Source organism: Novosphingobium lentum NBRC 107847, from assembly GCF_001590965.1.
Lineage (GTDB): Bacteria > Pseudomonadota > Alphaproteobacteria > Sphingomonadales > Sphingomonadaceae > Novosphingobium > Novosphingobium lentum.
This window is the reverse complement of the sequence record NZ_BCTW01000013.1, coordinates 31238-56379: the sequence shown is the minus strand read 5'-3', so window position 1 is coordinate 56379 and position 25142 is coordinate 31238. Positions and strand designations below refer to the sequence as shown.

Annotated in this window: 24 protein-coding genes and 1 tRNA gene; 16 read left to right on the top strand and 9 right to left on the bottom strand. The window is 67.5% G+C overall.

The features are described 5' to 3' along the window. Positions 1-164 precede the first annotated feature (164 nt). From lexA to NL2_RS12790, 8 genes are all read right to left on the bottom strand, one after another. Entirely contained in the window at positions 165-878 is a 714-nt protein-coding gene (gene lexA, locus NL2_RS12825; protein ID WP_068075860.1) for a transcriptional repressor LexA, read from the bottom strand. Positions 879-949: 71 nt separating this feature from the next. Beyond that, positions 950-2152 (bottom strand): molybdopterin molybdotransferase MoeA, encoded by a 1203-nt coding sequence (locus NL2_RS12820; RefSeq protein ID WP_068075858.1) that lies wholly within the window; start codon positions 2150-2152, stop codon positions 950-952. Next, positions 2149-2625: a cyclic pyranopterin monophosphate synthase MoaC gene (moaC, locus tag NL2_RS12815; RefSeq protein ID WP_068075854.1), complete on the bottom strand. Its 477-nt coding sequence runs from the start codon at positions 2623-2625 to the stop codon at positions 2149-2151. The genes NL2_RS12820 and moaC overlap by 4 nt, the downstream gene beginning before the upstream one ends. Positions 2626-2811: 186 nt before the next feature. Then, a complete protein-coding gene (gene trpC / locus NL2_RS12810; protein WP_068076002.1) occupies positions 2812-3600 on the bottom strand; it encodes an indole-3-glycerol phosphate synthase TrpC in 789 nt (262 codons plus the stop codon). 14 nt (positions 3601-3614) lie between these two features. After that, positions 3615-4604, bottom strand: coding sequence for an anthranilate phosphoribosyltransferase (gene trpD, locus NL2_RS12805; RefSeq protein WP_068075853.1), 990 nt, complete (start codon positions 4602-4604; stop codon positions 3615-3617). A 14-nt stretch (positions 4605-4618) separates the two neighbouring features. Next, complete coding sequence (locus tag NL2_RS12800) at positions 4619-5203, bottom strand: anthranilate synthase component II (RefSeq protein WP_068075851.1); 585 nt, start codon at positions 5201-5203, stop codon at positions 4619-4621. Continuing rightward, a complete protein-coding gene (trpE, locus tag NL2_RS12795; protein WP_157083161.1) occupies positions 5200-6747 on the bottom strand; it encodes an anthranilate synthase component I in 1548 nt (515 codons plus the stop codon). Before trpE ends, NL2_RS12800 begins: the two co-directional genes overlap by 4 nt. A 24-nt stretch (positions 6748-6771) precedes the next feature. After that, complete coding sequence (locus tag NL2_RS12790; RefSeq protein ID WP_068075849.1) at positions 6772-8715, bottom strand: peptidylprolyl isomerase; 1944 nt, start codon at positions 8713-8715, stop codon at positions 6772-6774. Positions 8716-9057: 342 nt separating this feature from the next. Between NL2_RS12790 and tpiA the strand changes: the two genes are divergently transcribed. The 4 genes from tpiA (at position 9058) to NL2_RS12770 (ending at position 13089) form a co-directional block, all read left to right on the top strand. Beyond that, positions 9058-9828 (top strand): triose-phosphate isomerase, encoded by a 771-nt coding sequence (gene tpiA / locus NL2_RS12785; protein ID WP_068075848.1) that lies wholly within the window; start codon positions 9058-9060, stop codon positions 9826-9828. A gap of 132 nt (positions 9829-9960) precedes the next feature. Next, positions 9961-10371, top strand: coding sequence for a preprotein translocase subunit SecG (secG, locus tag NL2_RS12780; RefSeq protein ID WP_068075847.1), 411 nt, complete (start codon positions 9961-9963; stop codon positions 10369-10371). 215 nt (positions 10372-10586) lie between these two features. Beyond that, entirely contained in the window at positions 10587-12221 is a 1635-nt protein-coding gene (gene pyrG / locus NL2_RS12775) for a CTP synthase (protein WP_068075845.1), read from the top strand. Between the two features lie 163 nt (positions 12222-12384). After that, positions 12385-13089 carry a Crp/Fnr family transcriptional regulator gene (locus NL2_RS12770; RefSeq protein ID WP_068075843.1) on the top strand — a complete coding sequence of 235 codons (705 nt, stop codon included), beginning with the start codon at positions 12385-12387 and terminating at the stop codon, positions 13087-13089. Between the two features lie 145 nt (positions 13090-13234). Here the strand turns inward: NL2_RS12770 and NL2_RS12765 are convergent, their stop codons facing one another. Beyond that, a complete protein-coding gene (locus NL2_RS12765) occupies positions 13235-13693 on the bottom strand; it encodes an Hsp20 family protein (RefSeq protein ID WP_068075841.1) in 459 nt (152 codons plus the stop codon). Between the two features lie 182 nt (positions 13694-13875). Here NL2_RS12765 and grxC point away from each other — a divergent pair, with 182 nt between their 5' ends. The 12 genes from grxC (at position 13876) to NL2_RS12705 (ending at position 25005) form a co-directional block, all read left to right on the top strand. Next, complete coding sequence (gene grxC / locus NL2_RS12760) at positions 13876-14154, top strand: glutaredoxin 3 (protein WP_068075839.1); 279 nt, start codon at positions 13876-13878, stop codon at positions 14152-14154. Positions 14155-14190: 36 nt separating this feature from the next. Further along, positions 14191-15036 (top strand): carbon-nitrogen hydrolase family protein, encoded by an 846-nt coding sequence (locus NL2_RS12755; protein ID WP_068075997.1) that lies wholly within the window; start codon positions 14191-14193, stop codon positions 15034-15036. After that, complete coding sequence (locus NL2_RS12750; RefSeq protein ID WP_068075836.1) at positions 15033-15554, top strand: DUF1178 family protein; 522 nt, start codon at positions 15033-15035, stop codon at positions 15552-15554. Before NL2_RS12755 ends, NL2_RS12750 begins: the two co-directional genes overlap by 4 nt. 83 nt (positions 15555-15637) lie before the next feature. After that, positions 15638-15714, top strand: a tRNA-Arg gene (locus tag NL2_RS12745). A gap of 99 nt (positions 15715-15813) precedes the next feature. Next, complete coding sequence (locus tag NL2_RS12740; RefSeq protein ID WP_068075834.1) at positions 15814-16311, top strand: DUF4402 domain-containing protein; 498 nt, start codon at positions 15814-15816, stop codon at positions 16309-16311. A 352-nt stretch (positions 16312-16663) separates the two neighbouring features. Then, positions 16664-17167, top strand: coding sequence for a DUF4402 domain-containing protein (locus NL2_RS12735; protein WP_068075831.1), 504 nt, complete (start codon positions 16664-16666; stop codon positions 17165-17167). Positions 17168-17236: 69 nt separating this feature from the next. Continuing rightward, complete coding sequence (locus NL2_RS12730; protein ID WP_068075829.1) at positions 17237-17740, top strand: DUF4402 domain-containing protein; 504 nt, start codon at positions 17237-17239, stop codon at positions 17738-17740. Continuing rightward, the gene (locus NL2_RS12725) at positions 17737-18306 is read left to right on the top strand and encodes a DUF4402 domain-containing protein (protein ID WP_068075828.1); all 570 of its coding nucleotides are present in this window, start codon (positions 17737-17739) and stop codon (positions 18304-18306) included. The genes NL2_RS12730 and NL2_RS12725 overlap by 4 nt, the downstream gene beginning before the upstream one ends. A gap of 175 nt (positions 18307-18481) precedes the next feature. Further along, a complete protein-coding gene (locus NL2_RS12720) occupies positions 18482-19399 on the top strand; it encodes a fimbrial biogenesis chaperone (protein WP_157083159.1) in 918 nt (305 codons plus the stop codon). 827 nt (positions 19400-20226) lie between these two features. After that, on the top strand, positions 20227-23040 hold the full coding sequence (locus NL2_RS12715) for a carboxypeptidase-like regulatory domain-containing protein (protein ID WP_157083158.1): 2814 nt from the start codon (positions 20227-20229) through the stop codon (positions 23038-23040). A gap of 47 nt (positions 23041-23087) precedes the next feature. Continuing rightward, positions 23088-24416, top strand: a complete 1329-nt coding sequence (locus tag NL2_RS12710; RefSeq protein ID WP_068075822.1) for an amidohydrolase — start codon at positions 23088-23090, stop codon at positions 24414-24416. 163 nt (positions 24417-24579) lie between these two features. Next, the gene (locus NL2_RS12705) at positions 24580-25005 is read left to right on the top strand and encodes a rubrerythrin family protein (RefSeq protein ID WP_068075819.1); all 426 of its coding nucleotides are present in this window, start codon (positions 24580-24582) and stop codon (positions 25003-25005) included. Positions 25006-25142 lie beyond the last annotated feature (137 nt).

Sequence of the window (25142 nt, the reverse complement as noted above, 5' to 3'; positions counted from 1 at the left end):
ATTATTGGCGCGCACCGGCGGGCTGGCCATAAACCTCGAGCGGCGCACCATCATGACCGTGGCCGAAACGCAAGGCCATCACGGCTGGTATCGCTGGCCGCAACCGCACCGCTTCACCACATGGCCGCCGGGCGCAAGATACCAGCCCAGCCTCAGGCCGAGCGCTAGTGATACCGGCGCAGCAGCCCCGCCAGCTTGCCCTGGACCTGCACTTCGGCCGGACGATAGAACTGCGGATCGTAAGCCGAATTGGCGGGATCGAGCCGCACCATGCCGTTCTCGCGGCGCAGGTACTTGAGCGTCGCTTCCTCGCCATTCACCAGCGCGACCACGATTTCCCCGTCGCGCGCGGTTTCGGTGCGGCGGATCAGTGCATAATCGCCGTCGAGAATGCCGGCCTCGATCATCGAATCGCCCGATACTTCGAGCGCGTAGTGCTCGCCCGCGCCGAGCAGCGCGGCGGGCACCGGCAGCATCGTCTGGCCTTCCAGCGCCTCGATCGGAGCACCGGCGGCGATGCGGCCATGCAGCGGGAGCTCGATCACGTCGTTCGCCGGGGCCGGGGCCGAAACGGATGCTGAACCGCCGGACGCGCTGCCGCGCAGCGGGGTGAGCGCGCTGTTGGCGTTGGCCGCGACCTTGGCCGCCGGTTTCGCCACCGAACCTTCAGGCTGCCGTATCACTTCCAGCGCGCGGGCGCGGTTGGCCAGGCGGCGGATGAACCCGCGTTCCTCCAGCGCCGAGATCAGGCGATGCACGCCTGACTTGGACTTGAGGTCCAGCGCTTCCTTCATTTCTTCGAACGAAGGCGAAATGCCCGTATCCTCCAGCTTCTGCTGGATGAACGTGATCAGTTCGTGTTGCTTTCGCGTGAGCATGCCGCTTCACTCCATTGGCGAACGAATGCGGAACGAATAAGCAACCAAACGGGCCCCGTCAACCGGTTACATCAACCGCTTGCGCCATTTTCGAGCAGATAGACCGGAACGGTGCTGCCGGCGGGGATCGCATCGGCCCCGGCTTCGCGGACGATCAGCGCGTTGGCGTGCGCCAGCGGAGTCAGCGCACCCGAATCCTGCAAGTCGAGCGGCGCAACGGTCGTCCCGTTCCAGACGGCGCGGAGGAACTCCATCCGGCTGCCGCCACGGTCCATCGGGGTGGCGAGCTGCGCCGGAATCGGGCGGGGCGGGGGATCGGCGGAGCCGAGCGCGGCGCGCAGCAGCGGCAGCATGAACAGGAAGCCGGTGACATAGGCCGAAGCCGGGTTGCCCGGCAGGCCGAGGATCAGCTGGTGCCCGCGCCGCGCGACCAGCAGCGGCTTGCCGGGCTTGATCGCCACGCGCCAGAAATCGAGTTCGGCGCCGATCGCCGCCAGCGCCGGTCGCACCAGATCGTGATCGCCCACCGACGCCCCGCCGCTGGTCACCACGATGTCGGCGGACGCGGCAGCTTCGAGCGCGGCGACGAGCGCATCGCGGCGATCGGCGATCGGGCCGTGGCGTTCGATGGTGCAGGGCAGCGACGCCGCCATCGCTGCCAGCATCGGGCCGTTGCTCGCCGGGATCTGGTGCGCTGCGCACGCGTCGCCCGGCATGCGCAGTTCATCGCCGCTGTCGATGATCGCCAGCCGCACCTTGCGCCGCACCGGCAGCAAGCGATGCCCGGCGGCGATCGCCAACGCCAGCTGCGCCGCGCCCATGCGCGTGCCTTTGGCGAGAACGTCGGCGTCTTGCGCAAAGTCCATTGCCGACGGGCGGATGTGGCGCCCGGCGCGCGGTGACTCTCCTGCCAACATCACCCGATCCTGTTCGCGCACACAGTCTTCCTGCAACAGCACCGTGTCCGCCCCTGCCGGTACCACCGCGCCGGTCGCGATGCGCACCGCCTGGCCCGGGCCGACCGCTCCGGCAAAAGGATGGCCGGCGGCGCTTTCGCCCACAACCTGCCATGGCCCGGCCGCATCGGCCGATCGCAGGGCATAGCCATCCATCGCCGACATCGGCGCGGCCGGCTGGTTGCGCCGCGCCGTCAGCGTTTCGGCAAGGTAGAACCCGGCGCAATCGGCGGCCTCGCGATGGTCTACAGCCAGCGTCGGGGCCAGCGCCAGCAGGCGCGATTGCGCTTCGGCGAGGGTCAGCGGCGGCGTTTTCATGCCTCGGGCGCCCGCCAGTCCCCTGACTTGCCACCGCGCTTTTCGATCAGCCGCACGCCCTCGATCACCATGCTCTTGTCGACCGCCTTGGCCATGTCGTAGATTGTGAGCAATGCGATGGAAACCGCTGTCAACGCTTCCATTTCCACCCCGGTGCGGCCAGTGAGCGAGGCGGTGGCGGTGGCCTGCACGCCATCCTCGATCAGCGTGAAGTCGATTCCGACGGCATCCAGCGACAGCGGGTGGCACAACGGGATCAACTCGCCGGTGCGCTTGGCCGCCATGATCCCGGCGATGCGCGCTGCGGCGAGGACATCGCCTTTGGGGACGCTGCCGTCGCGGATCGCGGCGAGCGCCGGGGCGCTCATGCGGATGCGGCCCGCGGCCACTGCGACGCGCGCCGTGGCCGCCTTGCCGCCGACATCGACCATGCGCGCGTGGCCTTGCGAATCGAGGTGGGTGAGGCCGCTCATGCGCGCAATTCCGCCGAAGTTGACGAAGTTGACACATCCCTTGTGAAGTTTGTCAGGGGCCTTCGCGGCGAATTGACAAAGGCATACAAGCGGCTGGCGGGAAAGCGAATGTCCATGACCGCTGCGTGCCAGATTTGCAGACTGTAGGACAGGGATAAACGCCGCGTCCCGGCCCTTGTGGACTGGTCAGCCCAGCAGCAGCGCCCGTGTTGCGGCGGTGACATCGGCCTGGCGCATCAGGCTTTCGCCGACCAGGAACGTGCGCACCCCGGCGCGGGCCAGGCGCTGGCAATCGGCGTGGCTGTTGATCCCGCTTTCGCCGACGAGCAGCGTGCCTTCGGGTGCCAGCGGAGCGAGCCGCTCGGTCGTGCCAAGGTCGGTGACGAAGCGGCGCAAGTCGCGGTTGTTGACGCCGATGAGGCGCGAGCGGAGCCGTGCGGCGCGCGCCATCTCGGCTTCGTCGTGGACTTCGATCAGCACGTCCATGCCATGGTCGAGCGCGGCGGCCTCGATCTCGGCCATCTGCCCGTCATCGAGCGCGGCGACGATGATCAGGATCGCGTCGGCGCCGATGGCGCGGGCTTCAGCCACCTGCCACGGATCGACCATGAAATCCTTGCGCAGCACGGGCAGGGCACAGGCGGCACGGGCGGCGACGAGGAAGTCCTCGTGCCCCTGGAAATACGGCGCGTCGGTCAGCACCGAAAGGCAGGCGGCGCCGCCTTGTTCGTAGGCGGCGGCGTGGTTGGCTGGATGGAAATCTTCGCGGATCAATCCTTTGGAGGGCGAAGCTTTCTTGATTTCTGCGATCAGGGCAAAGCCGTTGACGGCCATTTCGCGCAACGCCCGTTCGAAACTGCGCGGGGCGGATTGCCCGGCGGCGCGCGCGGCAAGCTCGGCGAGCGAGGTTACGGCCTTGCGCGCTGTGACTTCGACGCGCTTGGTTGCGCAGATTTCGGCCAGTTTGTCGGTCATCGTCCCTTTGTCGCTCATCGTACGCCCGCGATCCAGCAGTCGAGGAGCGCCTTGGCAAGCCCCTTGTCGATTGCCTCGGCGGCTTCTTCGACCCCGGCGTGCCAGTTTTCGGCCTCGCCCGCGATTACCAGCGCGGCTGCGGCGTTGAGCAGCACCGCGTCGCGATAAGGGCCGGGCGTGCCCATCAGCAACGCGCGCAAAGCGGCGGCGTTGTGGATGGCATCGCCGCCCCGGATCGCCTCGATCGGCGCATGGGCGAGGCCCGCCTGCGACGCATCGAAGCGGTGCATCTCGAAATCGTGATCGACCACGTCGGCCAGCTCGTTGCCGCCGGCCAAGCTCAGTTCATCGAGCCCTTCGTCGCCCGAGACGATCATCGAGCGCCCGGTGCCAAGGCTGGCCATCGCGGCGGCGTAGATCGGCACGTAGGCAGGCCGCGCAATGCCGATCAGCTGGCGATCGACCCGCGCCGGGTTGGCCAGTGGCCCCATCAGGTTGAAGATGGTGCGTTTGCCGATCGCCTTGCGGATGGGCTGGATGCGCGCCATTGCCGGGTGGTGGTTCGCCGCGAACAGGAAGCAGATGCCAAGGTCGGCCAGCGTTTCGGCGGCGGTGCGCCCGGCCTTTTCCATGTCGAGGCCGAGCGCCTCCAGCGTATCCGCCGCGCCCGCCTTGGAACTGGCGGCGCGGTTGCCGTGCTTGGCCACGGGCACGCCGCAGGCCGCGACGACCAGCGCGACGGCGGTCGAGACGTTGAGCGTGTGGTGCCCGTCGCCGCCGGTGCCGCAGACATCGATGGCATTGGCGGGGGCGTCGATCGGGATCATGCGGGCGCGCATCGCCCGCGCCGCGCCTGCGATTTCGGCGGCGGTCTCGCCCCGGTCGGACAGATCGACCAGGAACCGCGCAATCTCCGCGTCATCGACCTGCCCATCGAGCAGCGCGGCGAAGGCGGCTTGTGCTTCCTCTTCGCTGAGGTGCGGTTCGGCGGGGGGCAGGCGCATCGGCTGGGTCGCGGTCAGGCCGGAAGCCGCGCGTCGATGCCCGCCAGCTTCAGGAAGTTGGCGAGCAGCGCGTGGCCGTGTTCGGTGGCGATGCTTTCGGGGTGGAACTGCACGCCATGGATCGGCAGCGTCGCGTGGCGGAAACCCATCGCGTGGGCATCGTCCGAGGTGGCGTTGACGATGAGGCTGGCGGGTACGTCCTCCACCACCAGGCTGTGATAGCGCGTGGCGGTGAACGGCGAGGGCAAGCCCGCGAACAGCCCGCTGCCGTCATGCGTGACGGGTGAGGTCTTGCCGTGCATCAGCCCGCCACGCACCACACGCCCGCCGAAATGCTGCCCGATAGCCTGATGGCCCAGGCACACGCCGAGCAGCGGCATGGCCGCATCGGCGCAAGCAGCGACCAGATCGAGGCTGATCCCCGCCTCATTGGGCGTGCAGGGGCCGGGCGAGATCAGGAAGCCTTGCGCGCCGGAGGAGATGGCCTGTGCTGCCGACATCGCATCGTTGCGCACGACTTCGACCTTCGCGCCCATTTCCATGAGGTAGTGGACGAGGTTCCAGGTGAAGCTGTCGTAGTTGTCGATGACGAGGATCACTGCCCATACCCCGCTTCGCTGGCCACGCGCAGCGCTTCCCTCGCCGCTGCGATCAGCGCGCCGGACTTGGCTTCGCATTCGCGCTGTTCGTATTCGGGGTTGCTGTCCGCCACGATGCCCGCGCCCGCTTGGACGTGCATCACCCCGTCCTTGACCACGGCGGTGCGCAGCACGATGCAGCTGTCGATCGAGCCGTCGGGGGCGAAATAGCCGACCGCGCCCGCGTAAGCGCCGCGCGTTTCGGGTTCGAGTTCGGCGATGATCTCGCAGGCGCGGATCTTGGGTGCGCCACTGACGGTGCCGGCGGGAAAGCCCGCGAACAGCGCGTCGACCGCATCGGCGCGGGCGGTGTCGAGCTGGCCGATCACGTTCGAGACGATGTGCATCACGTGGCTGTAGCGCTCGATCGTGTAGCTTTCGGTGACCTTGACCGTGCCCGCCTGCGCCACGCGGCCGACGTCGTTGCGGCCCAGATCGAGCAGCATCAGGTGTTCGGCGCGTTCCTTGGGATCGGCGAGCAGGCCGATCTCGTTGGCGCGGTCTTCTTCCACCGTCCTGCCGCGCGGGCGGGTGCCCGCGATCGGGCGGATGGTGACTTCGCCATCGCGCACGCGGACGAGGATTTCGGGGCTCGATCCGATCAGCGCGAAGCCGGGCAGGTCGAGAAAATACAGGAACGGCGAGGGGTTGATGCGGCGCAAGCTGCGGTAGAGCGCGATCGGCGGCAGCGGGAACGGCGCGGTGAAGCGCTGCGCGATCACCACCTGGAACACGTCGCCCGCCTCGATGTAGTCCTTGGCGCGCTCGACCATTGCGGCGTACTGCGTGGCGGGCATCGTCGGGTTCAGCGCGATCTCGGGCGGGGTGAGCGGCGCGGCTTCGGATGGCACGGGCAGCGCCAGACGGCGCAGCGCTTCGTCGATGCGATCCTGCGCCTGCGCCAGTGCTCGGTCGGGCACCTGGCCCTCGGCCCACAGCGGGGCGATCGCGAACAGCTCGTCGCTCAGCCGGTCGAACACCAGGATCAGCGTGGGCCGCGCGAACAGCATGTCGGGCAGTTCCAGCTCACTTTGCGGCGCACGCGGCAGCTTTTCGACCAGGCCGATGGTCTCGTAACCGAAATAGCCGACCAGGCAGGCCAGCGCGGCGGGCAGGGCGGGCGGAACGTCGATCCGGCACGCCTGCACCAGCGCGCGCAGTTCCGTCAGGCTGTCACCCGGCAGCGCGGTGAACGCCTCGCGGTCGTGCTGCCACGCGCGGTTGACTTCGCACGCGGCGCCGGTGGCGCGGAAGATCAGGTCGGGGTCGATGCCGAGCAGGCTGTAGCGCCCGCGCACTTCGCCGCCGACCACCGATTCGAGCAGGAAATCGCCGCGTCCCGGCTCGATCAGCTTGAGCGCGGCACCCACTGGCGTCTCGGTATCGGCGATCAGCCGCCGCCAGACCAGCGCGGGCTGGCCCGCCGCGAGCTGCGCCCGCGCGGCGTCGCGGTTCTCCAGCAGCGCGCGGCCGGCCGCCACGGTGGCGTCGATCGTCGTGGTCATGGCGCCCGTCCAGGCATCGGCGGCTTACTGGCCGCCGGTCAGCCGCGAGGTAACCCCGCGGATGGCAGCGGGATTGCGCTTCGATCCGATTTCGGTGCGGATCGCCGCGCGCAGTTCCTCGGCATATTCGCGGCCGGTCACGCTGTTCATCTGCTGCTGGGCGGCGGCGATGATCGGGTCGCCCGGCTTGACTTCGCCGGGGATGATCTGCGCGAGCGAGATCACGAACCAGCCGGCATGGCCGGGGGCCTCAAGCTGCTTCGACGTGCCCTTGGCCATGCTGAACAGCAGCGCGAGCGGCGGCGGCACGCGCTGCTGGCCCTGCTGCATCGCGGCCAGCTGTTCGCGGGTGAGGTCGATCGGCTGCGGGCCAGGCAACGCGACGCCCAGCGCCTTCATCGCTTCGGCCAGCGGCGTGCCCTTGGCCAGCGCGGCGGTCAGCTTTGCGGAAGCCGCCTTGGCCCCGGCAGCGCCCTGTTCGGTGGCATAGTCGCGTGCGACCACGTCCTTGATCTGCGCCAGCTGGGCCGGCGCGGCGGCAGTGATCTGGCTGACCTCGAAGATCGCGAACTTCTTGCCCGCCTGTATTTCGGCCAGTTGCGGCTGGCCTTCGCGCTCCATCTGGAACGCGGTGGCGACCAGCGGTGCCAGTTCGGGCGGACCCTTGACCCCGGCCTTGCCGAACACGCTGCCATCGGCCAGCAACGGATCGGTGGTCGAGAGCGTGAGGCCGAGCGAGGTCGCCGCGTCGGCCAGGCTGCCGTGGCTGTCGAACTTTTCCTCGATCTTTGCCGAGACGTCGGCCAGCGCGGCTTTGCGCTTTTCGGCGGACAGCGCGGTGACGATCTCGGCCTTGGCTTGGTCCAGCGTCTTGCCGGTGTGACGGTTGATCGCGTCGACGCGCAGCAGGTGCCAGCCGATCGGGCTTTTCGCCGGGGCGATCAGGCGGCCTTGCGCGGCGGCGAACGCGGCATCGGCGACCATGCCTGAGGTTTGGCCCGAGAGCGCCTCACGCGTCACGTCGGGCAGCTTGCTGGTGGCAAGGCCTTTCTGGCGCGCGGCGTCTTCCAGGCTGGTGCCCTTGGCGACTTCGGCGGCGACCGCTTGCGCGGCTGCTTCGGTCGGCACGATCAGCTGGGTGACGGTGCGCGTCTCGCTGGGCGAATACGCCGCGATGTTGGCCTTGTAGCTGGCGGCCACTTCGGCATCGGTCGGCGCGGGTACATCCTTGAGCGATGCCTCGTCGAACACGGCGTAGCGGATCGCGCGGCGTTCGGGCTGGAGATAGCGCGTGGTGTTCTTGGCGTAATAGGCCTGCAGCGTCTTGTCGTCGGCCGGCAACTTGGGCGCGAACGCCAGCGACGGGATCATCGCGATCGAGCCGACGCGGCGCTCCTTGAACAGCTGCGCATAGTTGGTGACCACGCTCAGCGGGATCACCGCGCCGAAGCCGGCGGGCAGCAGCACCTGCCGCGCCATCAGCTGCTTGCCCAGATCGTCACGCACTTGGGCATCGGTGAAGCCCTTTTGCCCGATCAGCTGGTGGTACTGCGCCTCGCTGAACTTGCCGTCGGGACCAAGGAACGCGGGGATCTTGACGATCTCGCTGTCGACCAGCCGGTCGCTGACGCCGAAGCCGTGCTTGTGGCCCCATTCCCACATCGCCGCATCATCGATCATCGCGCCGAGCACGTCGTCCATCGCGCCCGAGGACAGGAACTGCGCCATGGTCAGCGCCGGATCCTTTTCGCGCTCGCGCTCGAAAGCCGAGCGCAGCCGCTGTTCGAGCGCGCCGGTGCCGATGCGCTCGCTGCCGACCGATGCGGCGCGATCCCCGCCGGCGATGCCGCCGAAGTTGCCGCCGGTGACGTCGGCACTGGCGAACGCGATCGCGATCAGGATCAGGAAACCGAGCGTGAACCCCACACCGAGGCGTGACTTGAAGAAATTGCGGAAGAAGCCGAGCATGGGATCGCGATCATCAGCAGTTGCGGGCGACCCGGGGGCCGCGCGGTGGAAATGGCGGGGGCTGCCTTAGGGGCCATTCGCGCAACTCGCAATGGTGGCGGTTTGAAGGGGCGCAGCGATTGCGTACAGGGTGGGCGCCAACCACCCGATCGCGACCTCCGAAATGGACCTTTCGTCCACAGGCATTGCGCCGGACGCGTTCAGGAGTTTTGCATTCGCGCCGTCAGTTTGATAGCGGCGGCGCGAATCCGCGATTTCCGTGGAGCGCTCGCAAGGGCGCAGACGCAGTTCACAACGGGCGCCTGCAAGGGAGCCCAACGTAATTCAGGGAATGTCCGCGCCATGCCGCATCGTCCTTACATCGTCGGGAACTGGAAGATGAACGGCAGCCGGGCCATGCTGGCTGAAGCGCGCGCGATCGATCGCGCGGCGGCCCGCCTCACCGATGTCCAGGTGGCGCTGGCCCCGCCGTTTCCGTTGATCGCGGCGCTGCGCGAAGCGGTGACGGCGATGGGCGTGGGCGGGCAGGATTGCCACCAGCAGCCCAAGGGCGCGCACACCGGCGATGTTTCTGCGCCGATGCTGGCCGATGCCGGCGCCGATTTCGTCATCGTCGGGCACAGCGAACGTCGTGCCGACCATGGCGAAACCGATGCGCTGGTTCGTGCCAAGGCCGAAGCCGCGCTGGCCTCTGGGCTGGCCGTTATCGTCTGCGTCGGCGAAACGCTGGCGCAGCGTGATGCCGCGCAAGCCGAAGTGGTGGTCGCCGCGCAACTCGACGGATCGCTGCCGCAGGGCGAATCGGCAGTCGCGGCGCTGCCGGGCAAGATCGCGGTGGCGTACGAGCCGGTCTGGGCGATCGGCACCGGGCGGGTCGCGGCGGTCGAGGACGTGGTCATCATGCACCGGGCGGTGCGCGCACGGCTGGTGGCGGCCTATGGCGAGGCCGGCGAACTGGTGCGGATCCTGTACGGCGGATCGGTCAACGCGGGCAACGCGGCCGACCTGCTGGCGGCCGTAGGGGTCGGTGGCGCGCTGGTCGGCGGCGCCAGCCTGAGTGCGGACCTGTTCCTGCCGATCGTGGCAGCGGCTGCGAGCGCGACCGAGGCCTGATACCCGCCACACACCCCATCCAGATGAACCGCTGGCGCGGCAGGACACATCGGCCAACGCTTGCGCAAGGGGCGTTAGCCTCCTACATGCGCGCCAACCGTTTCTGATACTTTTTTCGGGCTTTTTCGTCTCATGTCGTTCTTCATTTTCCTCACCGTCGTGCAGGCGCTGGTTGCAGCGCTGCTGGTCGGCGTTATCCTGATGCAGAAGTCCGAAGGCGGCGGCCTGGGCGTTGGCGGCAGCCCCAGCGGGCTGATGTCGGCGCGCGGCGCGGCCGATTTCCTGACCCGCGCCACCACCATCCTGGCGACACTGTTCGTGGTGCTGAGCATCGCGCTGGCCGCCGTTGCGGTGGGCCAGACCGGCGGACGCAAGATCGATACCTCGCTGCAGCGCACCGCACCGGCACCGGTTGCGCCGCCTGCCGCCGATCCGCTGGCGCCGGCCCAGGCCGCGCCGGGCACTCCTGCTTCGGGAACTGGCGCTCCGGCCAAGGCTCCCGCCCCGGCGACCGACCCGCTGAAGGGTTCGACCACCAGGTAAGCGGCGCACCGCGCGTCGATCCACACTGAATCCCGGCGAAAGCGGGGATTTCAGGCGATGTCGCTCGACCGGCAAGTGGTCCCCGCCTTCACGGGGACGCAGCGTTCAATCGCGGCCCGCTTCGTCCTGCCACCATCACGGCTGTGGATTGCCCGTAACAATTCCATGGCAATCGCTTGCCCAATCCCGACAACACACGATAAGGCGCAACTCCCATGGCGCGGTATATTTTCATCACCGGCGGCGTGGTCTCCTCGCTCGGCAAAGGTCTCATGGCGGCAAGCCTCGCGGCCTTGCTGCAGGCGCGCGGCTATCGCGTGCGGATCCGCAAGTTCGATCCGTATCTCAACGTCGATCCGGGCACGATGAGCCCGTACCAGCACGGCGAGGTCTATGTGACCGACGACGGCGCCGAGACCGATCTCGATCTGGGCCACTACGAACGGTTCACCGGGGTTTCGGCGCGCCAGTCTGACAACATCACCTCGGGCCGGGTCTATCGCGACATCATCACCCGCGAACGGCGCGGCGACTATCTTGGCGCCACGGTGCAGGTGATCCCGCACGTGACCGACGCGATCAAGGCGTTCGCGCAGGACGCGACCGACGACCTCGATTTCGTGCTGTGCGAGATCGGCGGCACCGTGGGCGACATCGAGGGCCTGCCGTTCGTCGAGGCGATCCGCCAGCTGCGCAACGAACTGGGCCGGGAAGCGACGGCGTTCGTCCACGTCACGCTGGTGCCGTACATCGCGGCGGCGGGGGAGCTGAAGACCAAGCCCACCCAGCACTCGGTGCGCGAACTGACCGGCTTGGGCATCCAGCCCGACATCCTGCTGTGCCGCTGCGAAAAGCCGCTGCCCGACAGTGACCGCGCCAAGATCGCGCTGTTCTGCAACGTGCGCAAGGAAGCGGTGATCCCCGCGCTCGACGCCAAGAGCATCTATTCGGTGCCGCTGCAGTACCACGCCGAAGGGCTCGATGCCGAAGTGCTGCGCCATTTCGGCATGACCGCGCCCAGTCCCGATCTGGCGCGGTGGGACGACATCGTCGATCGCCACCAGCATCCCGAAGGCGAAGTCACCATCGGCGTGGTCGGCAAGTATGTCGGCCTGCAGGATGCCTACAAGTCGTTGAACGAGGCGCTGGTTCACGGTGGCATGGCCAACCGGGTCAAGGTCAACATCCGCTGGATCGACGCCGAACTGTTCGAACGGGACGATGACGACGAGATCGCCGCGCATCTCGAACCGATGCACGGCATCCTCGTGCCCGGCGGGTTCGGCGAACGCGGATCGGAAGGCAAGATCGCCAGCGTGCGCTTTGCGCGCGAACGCGGTGTGCCGTTCTTCGGCATCTGCCTCGGCATGCAGATGGCGTGCATCGAGGGCGCGCGCAACACCGCCGGGATCGCCAATGCGTCTTCGACCGAATTCGGCCCCACGATCGAACCGGTGGTCGGCATCATCACCGAATGGATGACCGCAGAAGGCCTGGAAAAGCGCGCCGAAGACGGCGATCTGGGCGGCACCATGCGGCTGGGCGCCTACGACGCGTTGCTGAACGGCAACAGCCACGTCTCGACGATCTATGGCGCGACCACGATCAGCGAGCGGCACCGCCACCGCTACGAAGTCAACGCCGCCTATCGCGATCCGCTGGAGAAAGGCGGCCTGGTGTTTTCCGGCATGTCGCCCGACGGGCTGCTGCCAGAAATCATCGAGCGGCCGGACCATCCGTGGTTCATCGGCGTCCAGTTCCATCCCGAATTGAAGAGCCGTCCGTTCGAACCGCACCCGCTATTTGCCGGATTCATCGCCGCCGCGGTCAAGCAGGCGCGCCTCATGTAGTTTCGGATGTCGCTGGCGATTGTTCGTTTGTGCCGCAGTGCGATAAAAAAATACCGCGATAAACCTGTTACTTGCTGACCGTGACGCTTCACCTGTGGTAAGCATCACTTGGCATTGTTGTGTCTTTTGTTAAGGACGCTGCAACAGGGAGCTCACGGGTACCATGCACGCCTCGCAACTTGCAGAGACGCTGGCCTCGCAAAGTCTCTTTGCGGACTGCGAACACGACGAACTTTCCGACATCATCCTGCGCGGACACTTGCGCAGCTTCAAGCGCGACCAGGAAATGATGGCGCAAGGCGAACAGGGCGATGTTCTGTTCATCGTGCTGTCGGGACTGGCGCGGGTCAGCATGATCGCCGCCAACGGTCGCGAAATCATCCTCGACTATGCCGAGCCGGGTTCGGTGCTGGGCGAGATCGCGTTTCTTGATGGCGGCGAACGCACCGCCAGCGTCCACGCCATCGATCCGGTGGAGGTGTTGAGCCTGTCGCGCACGTCGTTTGCCGACATCATCCACCGCCATCAGGGGCTGGCGATGCGCGTGCTCAAGGCGATGGCGCGCCGCCTGCGGCAGAACAACGCGGTGATCGAGGCCGATCGGGCCTATACGTCAGGTCCACGGCTCGCCCGCTTCCTGTTGCGGCTGATGATGGCGTCAAACAACGCGCAAGGCGTGGCCAACGATCAGGGCCAGCTCAAGATCGCGCTGAGCCAGGGCGAACTGGGCAACTTTGCTGGCATGTCGCGCGAACAGATCAACCGGCAGCTGTCCGCCTGGGCGGAAACCGGCGTCATCGGGTTGAAGGGCGGTCGCGTCTCGATCCTCGACCGCGAGGCGCTGATGGACATTGCCGAAGCCTGGTAACGGGCCGGTACACGGCTTGGACAGGGTGCGTTCGTCTTCTGCGACCCGGACGAACGTATCTTGACCGAGACGCCGGAAACGGCGTGAGGGCGGGCCCGCAAGGGCCCGCCCTCGAACTTTGGCGCAATCAATTCGCGCTGGCGGTTCAGGCCGCTGCGCTGTCGCCTTCGACAACCTGCAGTGGGGTCTGCCCGCCGATCAGCACCTTCTTCGGCTTCATCGCCTCGGGCACTTCGCGCACGAGGTCGATCGTCAGCAGCCCGTCGGCCAGGTCGGCGGCATTGACCCGCACGAAATCGGCGAGTTCGAACCGGCGCTCGAAGCCGCGGTTGGCGATGCCGACGTGCAGGAATTCGCTGCTGTCGGGCTCGGCCCGCGTGCCCTTGACGACCAGCAGGTTCTGCTGCGCGGTGATGTCGAGATCGGCCTGCTTGAAGCCGGCGACCGCCAGCGTGATGCGGTACGAATCCTCACCGCGACGCTCGATGTTGAACGGCGGATAGTTGTCGCCGCCGTTGGCGCGGGCCTGCCGCTCGAGCAGGTCGAACAGCCGGTCGAAGCCCACGGTGGTGCGGCGGTAGGGGGTGAAATCAAAACGGTTCATGGCAATATCCTCGTGTTTGAGCAATTTGCATTTCCCCGCGCGAAGCCCGAAACAACGGCGCCCCGGCGGTGTCGATGTGCCACGCCCTGAGCGGCGCATGACACGAAACGTCATGTGTGATAGCCTTCGGCGTTTTCAAGACCCGCCGATCATTTGGCGATTGTCGTTGCAAGAGGAACCATATGGCCGATCTTCCCGCCAGCGGAGCGAAAGTCGAAATCTATACCAAGTGGGGCTGCCCGTATTGCATGCGCGCCAAGGCGCTGCTGGGCGGCAAGGGCGTGGAGGTCGAGGAATACGACATCACCATGGGCGGGCCCAAGCGCGCCGAAATGCTTGATCGCGCGCCCGGCCGCACCACCGTGCCGCAAGTGTTCATCGACGGCCTGCATGTCGGCGGATCGGACGATCTTGCCGCGCTGGACCGGGCGGGCAAGCTGGACGCGTTGCTCGGCCTGTGATTGCCAGCTTGTGATCTCCCCGCTGGTGATATGGGCATGACCGCCACCCCAGGCGATCCGCAACGGATCGCGATCCTGCAGATGACCAGCGGGATCGATCCTGTCGCCAACGCGCAGACCATCGTACAGGCGGTCCGCAACGCGGCGGGCGAGGGCGCGGCGATGCTGTTCACGCCGGAAATGTCGGGGCTGATCGACCGCAATCGCGGCCGCGCTGCAGTGCATGTCGTGCCCGAGGCCGATAATCCCGTGCTGGCGAAGGCGCGCGATGCGGCGGCGGCGGCGGGCATGTGGGTCGCGCTGGGGTCGCTGGCGATCCGGCGCGACGACGGCCGCTGGGCCAACCGGTCGCTGCTGATCGACCCGGCCGGCGCCATCGCGGCGCGCTACGACAAGATCCACATGTTCGACGTCGATCTCGCCAGCGGCGAAACCTGGCGCGAATCCAGCGCGTATGCGCCGGGTGAGGCGGTGGTCACCGTGCAGACCCCGCTGGGGCGGCTGGGGCTGACGATCTGCTACGACATCCGGTTTCCCGCCTTGTTCGAAGAACTTGGACGGCAAAGCTGCGACGTCATAGCAATCCCCGCTGCGTTCACCGTGCCCACCGGCACGGCGCACTGGCACTTGCTGCAGCGCGCCCGCGCAGTGGAAGCCAGCGCCTGGGTGGTCGCCGCCGCGCAGACCGGTCACCATGCCGACGGGCGCGAGACGTACGGCCACAGCCTGGTGATCGACCCGTGGGGCGAAGTGGTGCTCGACATGGGCAGCGAACCCGGCTTGGGCTTCGCGACGATCGATGCCGCACGGCAGGCCCAAGTGCGCGCGCAGTTGCCAAGCCTTGCGAACAAGCGGGAAATCCCTAGATCGCAACAGACATGATCGTGTTCGATCTCGAATGCCGCAGCGGCGGCCATCGCTTCGAGGGCTGGTTCGGCTCGACGGACGATTTCGCGCGCCAGCAGGAGCGCGGGCTGGTGACGTGCCCGGTGTGCGACGCGGCGGACGTGGTCAAGGCAGTGACGGCGCCCAACCTGGCCCGCAAAGGCAACCAGTCGCCGGCGATCGCGCCGCATCGCGACAACGCACAGTCCGCACCGGCACCGGCGCCGGCGCCAGCATCGACATCGGCATCGCAGCCGGTCCTGGCCAGCGCGATGCCGCCCGAAGCGCAAGCCATGTTCCGCGCATTGGCGGCGATGCAGGCCGAGGCGCTGAAGTCTTCGCGCTGGGTGGGGGACAACTTCGCCGAAAAGGCGCGCGCTATGCATTACGGTGAAAACGAAGTGGAGGCGATCCACGGCCAGACCACGCCCGACGAAGCCATCGAGCTGTTCGAGGAAGGCATCGACATCGCGCCGATCCTGTTCCCGCTGGCCCCGCCGGGCGAGACCAACTGATCGCCCCGTGGCACGCCCGGCGACGGGCGCTGGCCACCCTCGCGCTTGCGCAATCCCCCTCTGCCTGCCTAAAGCAGCCGCGGGCGCCCGTAGCTCAGCAGGATAGAGCACCAGATTCCTAATCTGGGGGCCATGGGTTCGAATCCCGTCGGGCGCACCACGATTCCGAAGGCCCCACGCGGCAATGCAGATGATGTTTACTTCCTGTGCCGGGTCATCTGCCGTCCGCGCCCTCCAGGGCGTATGTCGGGCGCTTATCGTGGCATCAGCGCTGCTGCCCGGCACCGCCTCGTCGCAAATCCAGTCTGGGGTTTCGGTGGAAATCGACCGGTCGTTGCGCTTCGGCCAGTTCGCGGTGCTGGGCAGCGGCAGCCGTTCACTCGACCCAACCGGATCGGTCACGGACATCGGGCTGTTCCCGATCGGGCGCCGCGACTGGCAATCCGCGCGGTTCACGGTGCGCCATGCCAGGGCCCCAGGGGTGACCGGGCCGGCATCGGTGGTCGTACAGATCGTGGTAACCACCGCGCCGCAAGTGGTGACGCGAATGGCCACGGCGCGCATCGTGGCGTTCGATGTGACCGGGCGCGGTGCGGTCCAGCCGGGCGAGCCATTCGAGATCACCCTGACCGGTTGCGCCAGCACCGCCTGTACCCAGTCGATCGACTTCGGTGCACGGATCGAGATCGCGGGCGAGGGCGACGGGACCACGATGGCGTTTCCGCTTTCGATCAGCGCGCGCGTCCTGTCCGAATAGACCGCGCCGCCAGCGCGTTGCCGATCCAGCGCGACGTGTTCGACCGTCGTGTCACAAACCCATTGATTTTGCGCGGTTAACGGCAAAGCTCGCCGTTAACGGTTTGCCGCCGATGTCAAGCCGTATGGTGTGGATAAACCACGGATATTGCAAACAAATCGATTGCGGCTTCGCATTCGACCCCGACCGGGGCGCCCGTTCCGCCCGCATCTGGTCAAGCGCAATGCTTAACCGCGTCAGGAATTTCTTAAGGAGTCGCACGTATCTGCGCTTCAGGACCCGCAAACATTTGTGAGGTCGGGGCCATGCGAAACATCGCATGGGGGGTCTTGATTCGAAGGATAACGTGTTGATGAAGAAGATCATTATTTCGGCTGCGATGGTCGCTCTCTCCGCGACTGCCGCCCATGCCGCATCGGGCAACACTGCCAATGCCACGGGTAGCGCGACGGCCATCATCGTCTCGCCCATCCGCATCACGCACAATGCGGGCGCATCGCTGAACTTCGGCACCGTGACCGCCGGAACCGGCGGCACCGTGGTCGTATCGCAAGCAGGCGGCGGGTCGGTTACCGGCGACGTCGGCACCGTGGCCGGCAATTCCAATTCGGCCGATGCCTTCACCGTGACCGGCGACCTGATTCGCGCGTTCAACATCTCGACCTCGACCGGCAACACCGTGTCGACCGGCGGCGCGCTGCCTTCGACGATGGCGTTCAGCCTTTCGGCTCCGAGCACCGGCGCGCTGCTGCTGGGCACATACGCCCTCAACGTCGGCGGCACGCTGACGGTTGGTGCCGCACAGGCTGCCGGCAGCTATTCGGGCAGCTACACCGTCACGGTCACGTACCAGTAATTCAGTCGCACGCGCGACCGCTTGCCTGCACCACAGGCGGGTGGTCGTGCGCCGACTGGAGTCGCCATCATGCGTATCTGGCTATCGTTACTGCTCGGCGCGCCGTTCGGCGCCAACGCGGCGCATGCGGCATCGGGCAATTCCGACACCGCCAGCGGCAGCGCCAACGCGACCGTCGTCGCGCCGATCAGCATCACGCACATCGCGGGCGCCGGGCTTAATCTCGGCACCGTCACGTCGGGCACTGGGGGCACCGTGATTGTTTCGCCCAACGGCTCAGGGTCGGTCACCGGCGATGTCGCCACCGTGGCGGGCAACACCAATGCGGCTGACGCGTTCACCGTAACCGGCGACCCGGAGCGCGCATTCGACATTTTCATGTCGAGCGGCAACACCGTCTCGACCGGCGGCACCACGCCTTCGACGATGGCGCTCGACATAACCGCGCCGTCCAGCGCCTCGCTCGCCGCGGGTGCCTACACGCTCAACGTCGGTGGCACGCTGACGGTCGGAAGCGACCAGCCTGAGGGCACCTATTCGGGCACCTACACCGCGACGGTATCGTACCAATGAGGCGTGCCGGGGCTCTTGCACGCCAGACGACGACGCGCCGCAGGCGGACGATCCTTGCGATCGCGGCCGTCGCGGCGTTCGGCCTGTCCGCAGTTCCGGCCGTGGCCGGGAGCGGCAACGCGGTCCAGGTTTCGGGCTCGGCCATCGCCCAGGTGGTGGCGCCGGTCAGCATGACCAACCTTGGCGACATGCGCTTCGGCAGCATCGCCCGGCCGACCACGTCCGGCACGCTGCGGCTGAGCCCGACGGGCGGCGTCACGACCACCGGCGGCGTGACCGGCAACCAGGCGATCAGCCAAGGCACCACCGGACCGTTGCCGGGTTCGTTCCAGATCGTGGCACCGTCGAACCGCGCCTTCACGATCTATGGGCCGACGACGTTCAACATCAGCAGTGGCGCCAGCACGATGCCGGTGACGTTGCTGACCGGCGCGCTGCAGCAGCAAGCCGACAACGGCACCGCGATGACCTACCTGCTCAGCGTTGGCGGGACGCTGACCGTGGCGGGAAACCAGGCTGTGGGCGCGTACAGCGGCACTTACACGCTGACCACGATCCTGCAGTAACCGGCAGCGCAGCACGCGCTTGCCAAGGTGGGCTGCAGGTTTGATTTGCCAGATTCGTCGCGATTCACCATAGGTCTCCCTATACGTAAAAATACGTCGGGTCGCGGGGGACACAGTGAGGGATTTCGATTGCATAGCGCGCTTCCGGGCGGGTGGATGGGCGCGGCGCGGAGCGTTGGCGGGTTTGGCCGGCATCATCGCCGTGGCGGCCTCGCCAGGCGTTTCCGCCCAAGCGGCGCGCGTGGCGACGGCTACCGCAACACCCGCCGCAGCGCCGGTCCAGCCGCCCGAAGGCTCGATCGGCGGGATGGGCGACGTCAACATCTTCCCCAAGCGCGTGGTGATCGATCCCCGGCAGCGCATCGGCAGCATCGGCCTGTTCAATCGCGTGGCAGCGTCCGGTGACTATGAAGTCACGCTGGGTGACCTGATGATGACCGAGGACGGCGATCTGATCGCGCTCGACAAGGTGACCGATCCGGCGTTGCGCGCGCGGGTGCATCCCGCCGGGCCGCTGCTGCGCTGGTCGCCGCACCGTGTGACGCTGGCGGGCAACGAGGCGCAGACGGTGCGGGTCATGGCCCACGCCGCGCCCGATACGCCGCCGGGCGAATACCGCTCGCACTTCTCGATCATCTCGGTGCCGCCCGCCACCGACGGGCTGACGATCGACAGTGCTGCTGGCGCCGCGTCGCCGGGCGGCATCGGCGTGCGCATCGTGCCGCGCTTCGGCATATCGATCCCGGTGATCGTCCGGGTCGGCGAAACGACGCTGACGGTCGGCTTGCGCGATCTTGCGGTATCGGCGCCCACGGCGTCGCCGCGCGTGATCGACCTGGTGATCACGCGCGACGGCACGCGATCGGCGTTCGGTGACCTGTCCGTGACGGCCAAGGGGCAACGCACGCCCGTGGCGGAGATCAAGGGCATCGGCGTCTACACCGAAGTCGGCGCGCGCAAGGTGCACATCCCGGTCGCGGCCAAGACCGACCCGCAGCTGCTGGCGCACGGCGCCAAGCTGACGGTGACCTACACCGATGACGATGCGGCGCCCGGCAAGATCCTGGCGCGGCAGGAGTTCACCGTTCCGTGACACGATCTGCGGGACAACATGCCGGGCGCAAGCGGCGTCTCGGCAGGTTGGTCCTGACGGCAACCGTGCTGGCCAACGGCGAAACGGCCTGCAAGCAGGACGGCCCGTCCTCCGATCACCCGACACGGCACCACGATGCTGCGCGCGAGCATCTGGCCGTCGCCGCGCCCGAGCCCGCGTTCGCCCGCCCGAAAGCGTCGACCAGGCGCGCACGCGCGGTGGTGCCGGCGACGAAAGCCAAGGCTGCGAAGATGCGCAAGAGTGCGACGATACGGCCGCGAGCAGCATCGCGCGGCGGGACAGATGTTGCATCGCCGCAGGTTGCCGTTCCCAGCGCGGAGGCAATCGGGACGGTGCCGGCAAGCTCTGACCCGACAGCGACGGCGACGGCGACGGCGCCAACGTCAACTGCGTTCGCCACAGCATTCGCAACCGAGGCGCCGGATCGCACCGGGCCTGACCCCGGCCGGGACGTACCCTCCTCGACGACATCCAGCGACGACGCGGTCGCTGCCCAACCCGAAGCGGTGGGGGCTGCCGCTGCCTCCCCCTCGGCGCCGCCCGAAACGGCAGGCGATGCCGAGCCATCGCCAGATGCCGTCGTGCGGGCCGCCGAGCCGCTGCCGGTTCCCAAATTCGGCCAGCCGGGCCCGGCAGACGAAGCCGTTCGCGGCGAAGTTCCGGATGGGGCAGGGGGGCAACCACCAGCGCCCCCAAAGCTGGTCGCTGCCGCAAAGCTGGTTCCAGACAGCGCCGCACCGCCTCCGCCGCCCGCCGTTGCCAGGTTGCCACCACGTGCTGACGAACCGGCCGCTCGTGACGCTGATGTGCCTGCTGCCGACCCTCTGCCCAAGCCGGCGTTTGGTGGATCGCTGGCAGCGGCGGCTGCCCCGGTCGATGCGACGACGGGTGACGTCATGGCGCCGCTGCCGACTGCTCCGCAGCCTTCGTCCGTTACCGCACCGACCACGCCATCGCTGCGCAGCACTGCGATCGGCGGGCACACCAACCGCACCGCCGGAGAGCCGCCGACGTTCACCGACGACGACGAACTGATCCTCGAGATCGCGACGCCCAAGCACGAGATGGCCGACACCATGACCGGCTATTCGGCGCGTGGCGCGGTGTATTTGCCGCTGGGCGCGATCGCGCGGTTCCTCGACCTGGCGATCAGCGTGAGCGACGACGGGCACTATGCCAGCGGCTGGGCGGTCGACCCGAAACACACCGTCGCGCTGAACTTGCGCGACGGCACGCTGGTGGTCGAAGGCCGCGCGCTGCCGCTGGGACCGGCCGATGCGCGCGCCTACGACGGCGAGATTTACTTGCGGGCGGAGCGGTTCGCCGATCTGTTCCCGCTGGCGCTGGACGTCAGCTTGCGCGCGCAATCGGTCATCGTGCGGCCCAAGGTGCCGTTTCCCTACGAACAGCGGCTGCAACGCGAGGATACCCGCGAACAGCTCGCCAGCCGCCAGCCCGCGCGCGAGAAGCCGGGCTGGCCGCGCGAGACCACGCCGTGGCGGGCGCTGGCGATTCCGCTGACCGACATCGAAAGCCGCGTCGCTTCCGACACCCGCTATGGCACGCGCGTCGAGGGCGATCTCAGGATGAGCGGCGATCTGGCGTTCCTCACCGCGCGGCTGTTCGCCAGCGGATCGTCGCGCGACGGGCTGACCGGGGCTAACCTCGAACTGGGCCGCCGCGATCCCGATGCGCGGCTGCTCGGCCCCCTGCACGCGACCGAGTTCGGCCTGGGCGACGTGTCGACCGCGCCGATGCCGATGGGGCTGGCGACGGCGGCCGGGCGCGGCGCGATGGTCACCAATGCGGCGCTCGATCGCGCATCGGTGTTCGACACGATCGACCTGACCGGCGATCTGCCCGACGGGTTCGAGGTCGAATTGTACCGCAACGGCCTGCTGATCGATTCGACGCGCACCGCCGTCAACGGGCAGTACCGCTTCCTGCGCGTGCCGGTCGAGTTCGGGCTGAACCAGTTCCGGCTGGTGCTGTACGGGCCGCAGGGCCAGCGGCGTGAGACCGTGCGGCAGGTCAACGTCGGCGACGGGCGGCTGGCCAAAGGTGACGTCAGCTATGCCTTCGGCGCGGTGCAGAACAACCGCAGCCTGTTCGATATCCACCCGCGCGAATTCATCCCCGGCGCCGATTTCGGCGCGTGGCGCGGGGTCGGGCAGGTCCAGTACGGCGTCACCGCCGGTCTCACCGCCAGCCTGGCCGGCGCGGTGTATGACAGCCAGAGCGGCCGGCACTGGCTGGCGACGGCGGGTGTTCGCACGGGTGTGCTCGGCATGGCGTTGCGGCTCGATGCCGGGCTGGCCGATCACGGACGCGCGCTGGAGGCCGGCGTCGGCGGCAATTTCCACGGCGTGAACATCGTGGCCAATCATGCCGAATACCGCGGCCAGTTCATCGACGAAGTGCGGTCGTTCTCGACCGACCCGCTGCGCCGCGCGACCGATCTTTCGATCAACGGCAGCCTGAAGCTGGGCGGTGGCGACCATCCGCTGGTGTTCCCGGTCTACGCGGTCGCGCGGCAGATCGATTTTGCCGACGGGCGCCGGGCCACCACGGTGTCGCTGCACCAGTCGTTTCCGGCGATGGCGGGGTTCACGCTGTCCAACTCGCTCGATTACAGCCGCACGCGCGCGACCACCGGCGGCGTCAGTTCGCGGTTCAGCGGCACGTTCGATCTTGCGACGTTTTCGGGATCGCGAACCCAGTACCGCGCCGCGCTCGACTACACCATCGGTCGCCATCCCCGGCTCGATGCGGCGCAGCTCGAGCTCGACCGGTCGATCGACGATCGCACCGTGGTGAAGCTCTCCGCCGCGCGCTATTTCACCGCCGGGCAGTGGCTGGGCGGCCTTTCGGCGCAGCGCCGGTTCGACCGCTTTTCGCTCGCGTTCGACGGCAGCTATTCGACGCACCCCAACCAGTACAGCCTGACCCTGCGGCTGGGCTTCGGGTTCGGGCGCAATCCGCTGACCGACCGCTGGTTCCTCGCGCCGCCGGGGCTGTCGGCCGGTGGCGCGATGGCGATCCGCGCCTATCGCGACAACAACGGCGATGGGCGCTACGATGCCGGCGATGTCGTGCTGCCCGAGGTCGAGTTCGGCACCGCGACCGAGCATGTGACGACCGACGCGCACGGGCTGGCGTTCCTGCCCCGGCTGGGCGACGGGCAGCGCACCAGCGTGCAGGTCGATCCCGATACCTTGCCCGACATCACGCTGGCGCCGGTGACCAAGGGCATCGCCATCGTGCCGCGCGCCGGACGCATCCACACCACCGATTTCGCGATGATCGCGCTGGGCGAAATCGACGGGACGGCGCTGTTCGCGGGGCTGGGGGCGGACAAGCCGGTGGGCGGCGTGTCGCTGCAACTGCTCGATGGTGCGGGCAAAGTGATCGCGCATACGCGCAGCACGTCCGACGGTTCGTTCTACTTCGAACAGGTACGGCCCGGCCAATACGGCCTGCGCATCGATCCGCGTCAGCAGCGCGATCTCAACATCCGCACGCTGGATGCTACGATCGAAGTCACAGTCAGCGCATCGGGCAGTGCCAAGCCGGTGGTGGTGCGGATCGCCTCAACCGCCGAGCCTGCGTCGGTGCAGTAAGCGCCCAGGCGATTGCGCTGCCGCGACCATCGGTTAAACACGGCGGCATGATCAAGATTTCACAGACGTTCGCCGCGGCACTGCTCGCTGGCGCCGCCATGGCCACCCCCGCCCATGCCGACGACCTGGCCGCTGCGATCCACGCCGATATGCCGGGGCTGATGGCGACCTATCGCGATCTGCACGCACATCCCGAACTCAGCTTTCAGGAGATCAAGTCCGCCGCCAGAATGGCCGATGCCGCGCGCAAGGCCGGGTTCGAGGTGACCGAGAAAGTGGGCAGCACCGGCGTCGTCGCGGTGATGCGCAACGGTCCCGGTCCGGTGGTGCTGATCCGCGCCGACATGGATGCGCTGCCGGTGGTGGAGCAGACCGGGCTGGCGTTCGCCTCGAAGGAGCGCGGGACGTCCACCGCCGGGGTCGAAAGCGGAATCATGCACGCTTGCGGGCACGACACGCACATGACCGCGTGGATGGAGGTCGCCAAACTGCTCGGCGCGCGCAAGGCGCAGTGGTCGGGAACGCTGGTGATGATCGGGCAACCGGCCGAGGAGACCGGCGCGGGCGCGCGGGCGATGCTGGCAGACGGGCTGTTCACGCGGTTTCCCAAGCCGGACTTCGCGCTGGCGTTCCACGATGCGGCGGGCTTTCCCGCAGGCCGGATCGGCTACACGCCGGGCTTTGCGCTCGCCAATGTCGATAGCGTGGACATCGACGTGAAGGGCGTGGGCGGGCACGGCGCCTATCCGCAATCGACCAAGGACCCGATCGTGCTGGCCAGTGCGATCGTGATGCGGCTGCAGACGCTGGTCAGCCGCGAGAACAATCCGCTGGAGCCAGCCGTGGTCACGGTCGGCAGTTTCCACGCCGGGGCCAAGCACAACATCATCCCCGACGATGCGCGGCTGCAGCTGACCGTGCGCAGCTATACCGATGAATCGCGCAAGCACCTGCTCGACGGCATCCGCCGGATCGCGGCGGGCGAGGCGATGGCGGCGGGGATGCCCGACGATCGCATGCCGGTGGTCACCGTATCCGACGATTTCACCCCCGCCACGTTCAACACGCCCGATTTTTCCGAGGACGTGGCCGCCTACTTCCGCGGCCGGTTCGGCGATGCGCGGGTGAATAAGGTGCCGCCGGTGATGGGCGGCGAGGATTTCGGCCTGTTCCGCAAGACCTCGCCCGACACGATCCGCTCGTTGATCTTCTGGGTCGGCGGGGTGCCGCAGGCGGAAATGGACGCAGGCGCCAGATCGGGCAAGCCGATGCCATCGCTGCACAGCCCGTTCTGGGCGCCCGATGCCGAAGCCGTGATCGCCACGGGCGCAGAGGCGTTGAGTGCGGAAGCCATGCACCTGATGCCCCACGGCTGATGGGCGGCTGATCGCAAGCCCGCAACATTCAATCGCAGTTGCGAATTAATCGCGACAGTTTGATCGTCTTGCTCGATCACCGGATAAGAAAAAATCGCATGGCAATCGCCTCGCGATCCGCGCAGGGTTGCCGGGCATTTCCAAACTGAAGGAGCGATGTGCGATGGAACTCAAGGGCTCACAGACGCAGGACAACCTCAAGGCAGCGTTCGCAGGCGAAAGCCAGGCCAACCGCCGTTACCTCTATTTCGCCCAGAAGGCGGACATCGAAGGCCATAACGACGTCGCGTCGGTGTTCCGTTCGACCGCCGAAGGCGAAACCGGCCACGCGCACGGCCATCTCGAATATCTCGAAGCGTGCGGCGATCCCGCTACCGGCGAGCCAATCGGTGACACCGTGCTGAACCTCAAGGCGTCGATCGCCGGCGAGACGCACGAATACACCGACATGTATCCGGGCATGGCCAAGACCGCGCGCGACGAAGGTTTCGACGAGATCGCCGACTGGTTCGAAACGCTCGCCAAGGCGGAAAAGAGCCACGCCGGCAAGTTTCAGAAGACGCTGGACACGCTGCTCGCCGACGCATGATTTGATCTTGATTTGATAACGTCGTCCCGGACTTGATCCGGGACCGGTGGCCTGTTGACACTGACGATGCGTCAATCTGCCAGCGGTCCCGGATCGGGTCCGGGATGACGATATTCCAGGACGACGAACTTTTTGAC